Source organism: Streptomyces sp. NPDC058665 (genome assembly GCF_042714995.1).
Taxonomy (GTDB): domain Bacteria; phylum Actinomycetota; class Actinomycetes; order Streptomycetales; family Streptomycetaceae; genus Streptomyces.
Map to the genome: position 1 here is coordinate 1 of NZ_JBHXRX010000127.1, position 7,275 is coordinate 7,275.

Genomic DNA, 7,275 nt, shown 5'->3' on the forward strand with positions numbered 1-7,275 from the left:
CTGGCACGCGCGCTCGCCGCGTTGTCGGAGTCATCCAAGTACGTCCAGTACGAGGATGATCCTCCGCCTTGCGATCGCACGCACCAGACGCCGTGAGCCCCGCCCTTTGGGCGGACGACGCCACTTTCACAACACGCCCTAGACGGCGAGGGTCGGACGGCGAGGGTCATGGGAACGCGGCGGCCCGCCCCCAGCACGGGCCGCCGCGCACCTATCCCTTCGAAAGGCAGACCGGGGCCCCGCCCGAAACTCATCGCTCCGCGCCGGATCAGTTTCCGCGCGTCGCCTCCACCGCCTCGCGCAGCGCCCGGCGGCACAGCGCGTCCGCCCGGCGGGTCGTCTCCGGGAGGCGGAAGTCCGGGGCCAGCCGCAGGGTGTGCGCGCAGGCGGTGTCGAGGCCGGTGCGGTGGCCGACGGAGACGAACACGGGTTTCACACCGTCCTGCGTACGCAGCGCCCGGCCCACCTCCTCACCGTCGTCGGCCAGCAGCGGTGCGAACTCGCCGCGCCGGGGGCCGGGTTGCTCGTACGAGAAGGTGAAGGGGTTCTTGGCGACACCGATCACCGGCAGCCCGGTCAGCACCCCGAGATGGGCGGCGAGTCCGAACCGGCGGGGGTGGGCGCGGCCGTAACCGTCGCAGACGACCAGTCCCGGGTCCGACGTCAGGCCGTCGAGGGCGGCGAGGACCGTCGGGATCTCGCGGAAGGCGAGCAGGCCCGGCACATAGGGGAAGGTGACGCGGCCGACGGCGGTCGCCTCGTCCACGACGGAGAGGGTGGCCGCGTCGAGGACGACGGCAGCCGCGGCGACGATGTCGCGGTCGTCGTCGTACGCGACGTCGACCCCCGTCACCGACCCGGTCCCGGGCTCCGGCCCCGCTTCGTCGAGCACGACCAGTTCGCGCAACTCGTCCTGGATCGCCCTGGCTTCGGCCTCGTCGGCGGGTGTCCTGATCGTCGTCATGGTGGGTCAAGGGTAGTGCCGCGAAGGGACCGCGACCGTTTCGTCCGGAGTCGGGAGGTGCCGCTGACACCGACCCGCGAGTAGGAAAAACGGTGACGTAGCTCACGCCGTTCACCGAGCACTCTTCAGCGCGTTGCGTCGTCTTTCCCTGTAGCGGAAGACACTCATCCGCCCGAGCCGCGCAAAGGGGAGCTGGCCTTGTCCACCGTCATCGAGCAGGACCTGCAAGCCCGGCTGGTCGCCTCGGCGCCACAGCTGGAGACCGTTCCCGCGATCCTGCGCTACGACGGCGGGGATCCCTTCGCCGTACAGATGGCGTTCCCGCCCACGGCGACGCTGGAGGGTACCGAGGTGTCCTGGGCGTTCTCCCGGGAGCTGCTGACGGTCGGGATGGACGAGCCGGCCGGGCTCGGTGACGTACGGGTGCGGCCGTTCGGCTACGACCGTACGGTGCTGGAGTTCCACGCCCCCGAAGGCGTCGCGATGGTCCATGTCCGCACCTCGGAGGTACGGCGCTTCCTCGACCGCTCCCTGGGTGTCGTCCCCGTCGGCCGCGAGCATCTGTATCTCGATCTGGACCACGACGTCGCCGAGCTGCTGCGCGACGCCTGCTGAACCCCGCCGCCCGGCCGTAAAAACGCGTTGCTTCCCGCGACCGCCCCCTCGTACGGTGCACAGCAGTCCTGTTGTCGCCGAACGGAGTAGGACGTTGCTCTTCTGAGGTCCCCTGAGACACCGTGCCGCGCGGCTCCCTGACCCGCGCGCACCGCGTGCGACCTCGGCTGTCGAGCCGTCCCTCCCCGGTGCCCCACGCCGGTGTCTCCCACCGTTGCCTCGCATCCCTTCGCAGCAGCCAGGAGACCCGTATGTCAACTTCCTCCGCTTCCCCGCAGATCACGTGCTCCGCGCTCTCCTTCGCCTGGCCGGACGGGTCCGTCGTGTTCGACGATCTCGACCTGGCCGTCGGCCCCGGCCGGACGGGTCTGGTCGGCGTCAACGGGTCAGGGAAATCAACCCTGTTGAAGCTGATCGCGGGCGAACTCACGCCCACCGATGGCAGGACCGGCGCGGTGGGCGAGATCGGCCATCTCCCGCAGAACGCCGTACTGGACACCGCTCTCCGCGTCGACCAGGCGCTCGGTATCGCCGACACCCGTGCCGCGCTGCTCGCCGTCGAGGCGGGCGACGCGAGCGCGGAGAACTTCGCCCTGATCGGTGACGACTGGGACGTCGAGGAACGGGCGCGCGCCACGCTCGACCAGCTCGGACTCGGCCATGTCGGCCTCGACCGGACCATCGGCGAGGTGTCGGGCGGCGAGTGCGTCCTGCTGCGGCTGGCGGCGCTGCTGCTGGCCCGTCCCGCGGTACTGCTGCTGGACGAGCCGACGAACAATCTCGACCTGTACGCGCGCAGGCGGCTCCACGAGGCCGTCGCCGGCTGGTCCGGCTTGCTGGTCATGGTCAGCCACGACCGTGAACTCCTCGATCTGGCCGACCGGATCGGCGATCTGCGGGACGGCGAGGTGACCTGGTACGGCGGGAACTTCTCCGCGTACGAGGAGGCCCTGGCCGTCGAACAGGAGGCGGCGGAGCGGATGGTGCGCGCCGCCGAGGGTGATGTGCAGCGGCAGAAGCGCGAACTGGCCGACGCCCAGGTCAAGTTGGCCCGGCGCAAGCGCTACGGACAGAAGATGTGGGACACCAAGCGCGAGCCGAAGACCATCATGCAGGAGCGCAAACGCCAGGCGCAGGTCTCGGCGGGCAAGCACCGCATCATGCACACCACGAAGCTCGCGGAGGCCAGGGAACGGCTCGGCGAGGCGGTGGAGGCGGTGCGTGACGACGACGAGATCCGGATCGAACTGCCGGCCACCGAGGTCCACCCCGGCGTGGGCGTGCTGCGTCTGCGCGAGCTGGAGCTGCGGTACGGGGCGCGGGCCAAGGGCGAGTTCGCGATCCACGGCCCGGAGCGGATCGCGCTGGTGGGCCGGAACGGGGCGGGCAAGACGACGCTGCTGCGGACGGTCGCCGGGGAGCTGGCGCCGGTCGCGGGCGAGGCCGATTCGCTTGTGCCGACGCGCTTCCTGCCGCAGCGGCTCGACGTCCTGGACGACGCGCTGAGCGTGGCGGAGAACGTCGCGCGGTTCGCGCCCGCGGCCACGGACAACATGATCCGGGCGCGGCTCGCGCGCTTCCTGTTCCGGGGCGCGCGGGCGAACCAGCCGGCCGGGACGCTGTCGGGCGGTGAGCGGTTCCGCGCCTCGCTCGCGGCTCTGCTGCTCGCCGAGCCGGCGCCGCGCCTGCTGATGCTGGACGAGCCGACGAACAATCTCGACCTGGCGAGTGTGCGCGCCCTCACGGCGGCGCTGGGGGCGTACAGGGGCGCCCTGGTCGTGGCGAGCCACGACCTGCCGTTCCTGGAGTCGATCGGTATCACGCGGTGGCTGGTTCTCGACGGCGAGCTGCGTGACACGACGGTGGAGGAGGTACGGGCGGGGACGGCCTCGTAGCGGCCGTCCCCGGGGGTCGAAACACGAACCAGAGGCGGTCGGGAATCCGGACAGCAGTTGTCTGGATTCCCGATTAGCTTCGGGCCCATGCCTCGAAACATCACCATCGTGGGCGCCCGTGAGAACAACCTCAGGGACGTCTCGCTGACCATTCCCAAGGACCGGATCACCGTCTTCACCGGGGTCTCCGGGTCCGGCAAGTCCTCGATCGTCTTCGACACCATCGCCGTGGAGTCGCAGCGCCAGCTCAACGAGACCTTCACGACGTACATCAGGAACCGGCTGCCCAAGCACGAGCGTCCGCACGTCGAGGCGATCGATGACCTGTCCGTGGCGATCGTCATCGACCAGAAGCCGGTGGGCGGCAACGTCCGTTCCACCGTCGGCACGATGACCGACATCTACTCGGTGATCCGGGTGCTGTTCTCGCGGTACGGCACGCCGAGCGCGGGGGCGGCCACCGCGTACTCCTTCAACGACCCGTCCGGCATGTGCCCGGAGTGCGACGGCGTGGGGCGGGTCGTACGGCTCGACCTCGATCGCGCGGTCGACTGGTCGAAGTCCCTGAACGGGGGCGCGCTGCTGCTGCCGGGGCTCTCGGTGGGCACCTGGGAGTGGAGCCTGTACGCCGGTTCGGGGCACTTCGACCCGGACAAGCCGATCGACCGGTACACCGCCGAGGAGCGCCGACTGCTGCTGTACGGCGGCGACTTCACCGTCAGGCTGGAGCTGCGGACGGGCGCGGCTGACGTACGGTTCGAGGGTGTCGTGGGCCGTTTCACGCGGCTCTTCCTCAAGCGGGACACGGCGAGCCTGTCCGAGAAGCGCAGGGAGGCCGCGAGCCGGTTCACCGCGCAGCGGGTGTGCGACGCGTGCGGCGGGGCGCGGCTGAACGAGGCGGCGCTGGCGACCCGTATCGACGGCCTGAACATCGCCGACTACACCCGGATGGAGGTCGGGGACCTGGTGGGTGTACTGGCGGCGATCGACGACCCGGTGGCGACGCCGATCGCAACCGCGGCGCGTGAGCGGCTCGACCGGCTGGTGGGGATCGGGCTCGGCTATCTGAGCCTGGACCGGGAGACGACCACGCTCTCCGGCGGTGAGGGGCAGCGGCTCAAGATGGTGCGCCATCTGGGGAGTTCGCTGACGGGGCTGACGTTCATCTTCGACGAGCCGAGCGTGGGTCTGCACCCGCGCGACGTGGGCCGGCTGAACGATCTGCTGCGGCGGCTGCGCGACCGGGGCAACACGGTGCTGGTGGTGGAGCACGACCCGGATGTGGTGGCCATCGCGGACCATGTCGTCGACATGGGGCCCCGGGCGGGCGCGGACGGCGGACAGGTGGTGTTCGAGGGGACGGTGGAGCGGCTGCGGGACTCGGACACCCTCACCGGCCGGCATCTCGTGAGCCGTACGCCCATCAAGGACACCTTCCGCTCCCCCACCGGCCAACTGCCGGTGCGTGGGGCCGCGTTGCACAACCTGAAGGGCATCGACGTACGGTTCCCCGCCGGGGTGCTGACGGCCGTAACCGGTGTCGCGGGATCGGGCAAGTCGACGCTGGTCTCGCGGGTCTTCACCGCCGCCCACCCGGACGCGATCGTCATCGACCAGGGCGCGATCACGGCCTCGTCGCGCTCCACGCCGGTGTCGTACCTCGGCGCCATGGACACCGTCCGCAAGGTGTACGCGAAGGAGAACGGCGTCGGGCCGGGCCTCTTCAGCTTCAACTCCTCCGGCGCCTGCGCCGAATGCGCCGGGCGCGGGATCATCTACACGGACCTCGCGTTCATGGACCCGGTGACGACAGTCTGCCAGGTGTGCGAGGGGCGGCGGTTCAACGACCGCGTACTGGCGCTCCGGGTGGGCGGCAGGTCCATCGTGGACGTGCTGGACATGACGGCGGCTCAGGCGATCCCGTTCTTCGAGGAGTTCGGCGGCGACCGGGGGCTGCTACGCAAGCTGCGGACCCTGAACGACGTGGGGCTGACGTATCTGACGCTCGGTCAGCCACTCAGTTCCCTGTCGGGCGGGGAGCGCCAGCGCATCAAACTGGCGACCCAACTACACCGTACGGGCAGCGTGTACGTCCTGGACGAGCCGACCACCGGGCTGCACATGGCGGACGTGGGCACGCTGCTGGCGCTGCTCGACCGGCTGGTGGACGCGGGGAACACGGTGATCTGCGTCGAGCACAACGTGGATGTGGTCAAACGCGCGGACTGGGTGATCGACCTCGGTCCGGACGGCGGAAAACACGGCGGCGAGATCGTCTTCGAGGGAACACCGGCCGAACTGCTGCGCCACCCCAAGTCGTTCACCGCGGAGTACCTCCGGCGGGATCTGGGGCGTGACCTGTCTCTCGATACGGCTCCCTACGGCCCCGCGAACCGCTCACATAATCACATGTAAAGGGGCATCCAACCGCGGATAAGTGAGTATCGCGACTCCGGTCTTGGCTCGCGGCTTACCGCGCCCTTAACCTACGGTCACGTAACCTACGAACCCGTAGGTACCACTCCCGTCCCCAGGAGCATCCGTGACACTCACCTCTCCCCATCTCGGCAGTTCGGAGGCGTGGACAGACGCCCGACTGCTGTACGCACTGGAAGAGGTGGTGGAGAAAGAACTCAACCGCCATCTCAAGGTCGCCAAGGACTGGATGCCGCACGAGTACGTGCCCTGGTCCGACGCGCGCAACTTCCCCGGTTTCTTCGAGGACGGCACGGCCTGGGAGCCGGAGCAGTCCAAGGTGACCGACCTCGGCAAGGTCGCCCTCGTGGTGAACCTGCTGACCGAGGACAACCTCCCCAGCTACCACCACGAGATCGCCAGCCTCTTCGGCCGCGACGGCGCGTGGGGCACCTGGGTGCACCGCTGGACCGCCGAGGAGGGCCGGCACGGCATCGTGTTGCGCGACTATCTGCTCGCGTCGCGCGCCGTCGACCCGGACAGGCTGGAGCAGTTCCGGATGGCGCACATGTCGGACGGCTTCACGTCGGACAACCGGCACTCGATGCTGCACTCCGTCGCGTACGTCGCCTTCCAGGAGCTGGCGACCCGTGTCTCGCACCGCAACACCGGCCACCACTCGGGTGACCCGGTCTGCGACCGGATGCTGGCCCGTATCGCCACCGACGAGAACCTGCACATGGTCTTCTACCGCAATCTGCTCGGCGCGGCCTTCCAGATCGCCCCGGACCTCACCATGCGGTCGGTGCGCGACGTGGTCGTGGACTTCCGGATGCCGGGGCACGGTATGCCGGGCTTCGAGCGCGCCGCCGCGCAGATGGCGATCGGCGAGATCTACAACATGCGCATCCACCACGACGACGTGCTCCAGCCGGTGCTGCGCTATCTGAAGGTGCTCGACATCGACGGTCTTGGCCCCGAGGGGCTCAAGGCGCAGGAAGAGCTCGGCATGTACATGGGCGGGCTCGACACCGAGGCGAGCAAGTTCGACGAGAAGCTCGCCGCCCGCAAGGCCCGGATGGCCGCGCGCGCCGTCGGCTGACCCCGGGGGCCCGGTCCGGCGACGGGCGGCACGGATTCATCACGTGCCCCATGAGGCGGAGCTCCCCACGGGTGACAGGCCGCGGGCCGTACACCCCGCACGGCGTACGGCCGTGGGGTCTGTCGTTTGGATCAGGCCGGATCAGGGAGCGGGGTCTGGTGCGTGCGATCGCAAGGCGGAGGAGGGAGTCAACGCGGAGGGGGCACCTCCCGTGCCCCCTTGGGGGCTACGGGGGAGTTGGCGACCGACGACAACGGAGGGGGCACCTCCCGTGCCCCCCTCGG

At 69.8% G+C, this 7,275-nt stretch carries 5 protein-coding genes; 4 read left to right on the forward strand and 1 reads right to left on the reverse strand.

Features of this window, described 5'->3' with window-relative positions; translation table 11 throughout:
• Positions 1-268: 268 nt before the first annotated feature.
• Positions 269-964, reverse strand: a complete 696-nt coding sequence (locus tag ACFWV8_RS37960; protein WP_384215044.1) for an endonuclease V — start codon at positions 962-964, stop codon at positions 269-271.
• 198 nt (positions 965-1,162) lie between these two features.
• On the opposite strand from ACFWV8_RS37960, the gene ACFWV8_RS37965 reads away from it, so the two are divergent.
• The 4 genes from ACFWV8_RS37965 (at position 1,163) to ACFWV8_RS37980 (ending at position 6,991) form a co-directional block, all read left to right on the forward strand.
• A complete protein-coding gene (locus tag ACFWV8_RS37965) occupies positions 1,163-1,579 on the forward strand; it encodes an SsgA family sporulation/cell division regulator (RefSeq protein WP_329379035.1) in 417 nt (138 codons plus the stop codon).
• 251 nt (positions 1,580-1,830) lie between these two features.
• On the forward strand, positions 1,831-3,474 hold the full coding sequence (locus ACFWV8_RS37970) for an ABC-F family ATP-binding cassette domain-containing protein (protein WP_384215045.1): 1,644 nt from the start codon (positions 1,831-1,833) through the stop codon (positions 3,472-3,474).
• 87 nt (positions 3,475-3,561) lie between these two features.
• Positions 3,562-5,889, forward strand: coding sequence for an ATP-binding cassette domain-containing protein (locus tag ACFWV8_RS37975; RefSeq protein WP_384215046.1), 2,328 nt, complete (start codon positions 3,562-3,564; stop codon positions 5,887-5,889).
• Positions 5,890-6,016: 127 nt separating this feature from the next.
• On the forward strand, positions 6,017-6,991 hold the full coding sequence (locus ACFWV8_RS37980) for an acyl-ACP desaturase (RefSeq protein ID WP_384215047.1): 975 nt from the start codon (positions 6,017-6,019) through the stop codon (positions 6,989-6,991).
• Positions 6,992-7,275 lie beyond the last annotated feature (284 nt).

What these genes read in the sequence shown, in the direction of transcription:
- ACFWV8_RS37960 (WP_384215044.1), bottom strand. Translation starts at nt 964, where the DNA reads ATGACGACGATCAGGACACCCGCCGACGAGGCCGAAGCCAGGGCGATC.
- ACFWV8_RS37970 (WP_384215045.1), top strand. Translation starts at nt 1,831, where the DNA reads ATGTCAACTTCCTCCGCTTCCCCGCAGATCACGTGCTCCGCGCTCTCC.
- ACFWV8_RS37975 (WP_384215046.1), top strand. Translation starts at nt 3,562, where the DNA reads ATGCCTCGAAACATCACCATCGTGGGCGCCCGTGAGAACAACCTCAGG.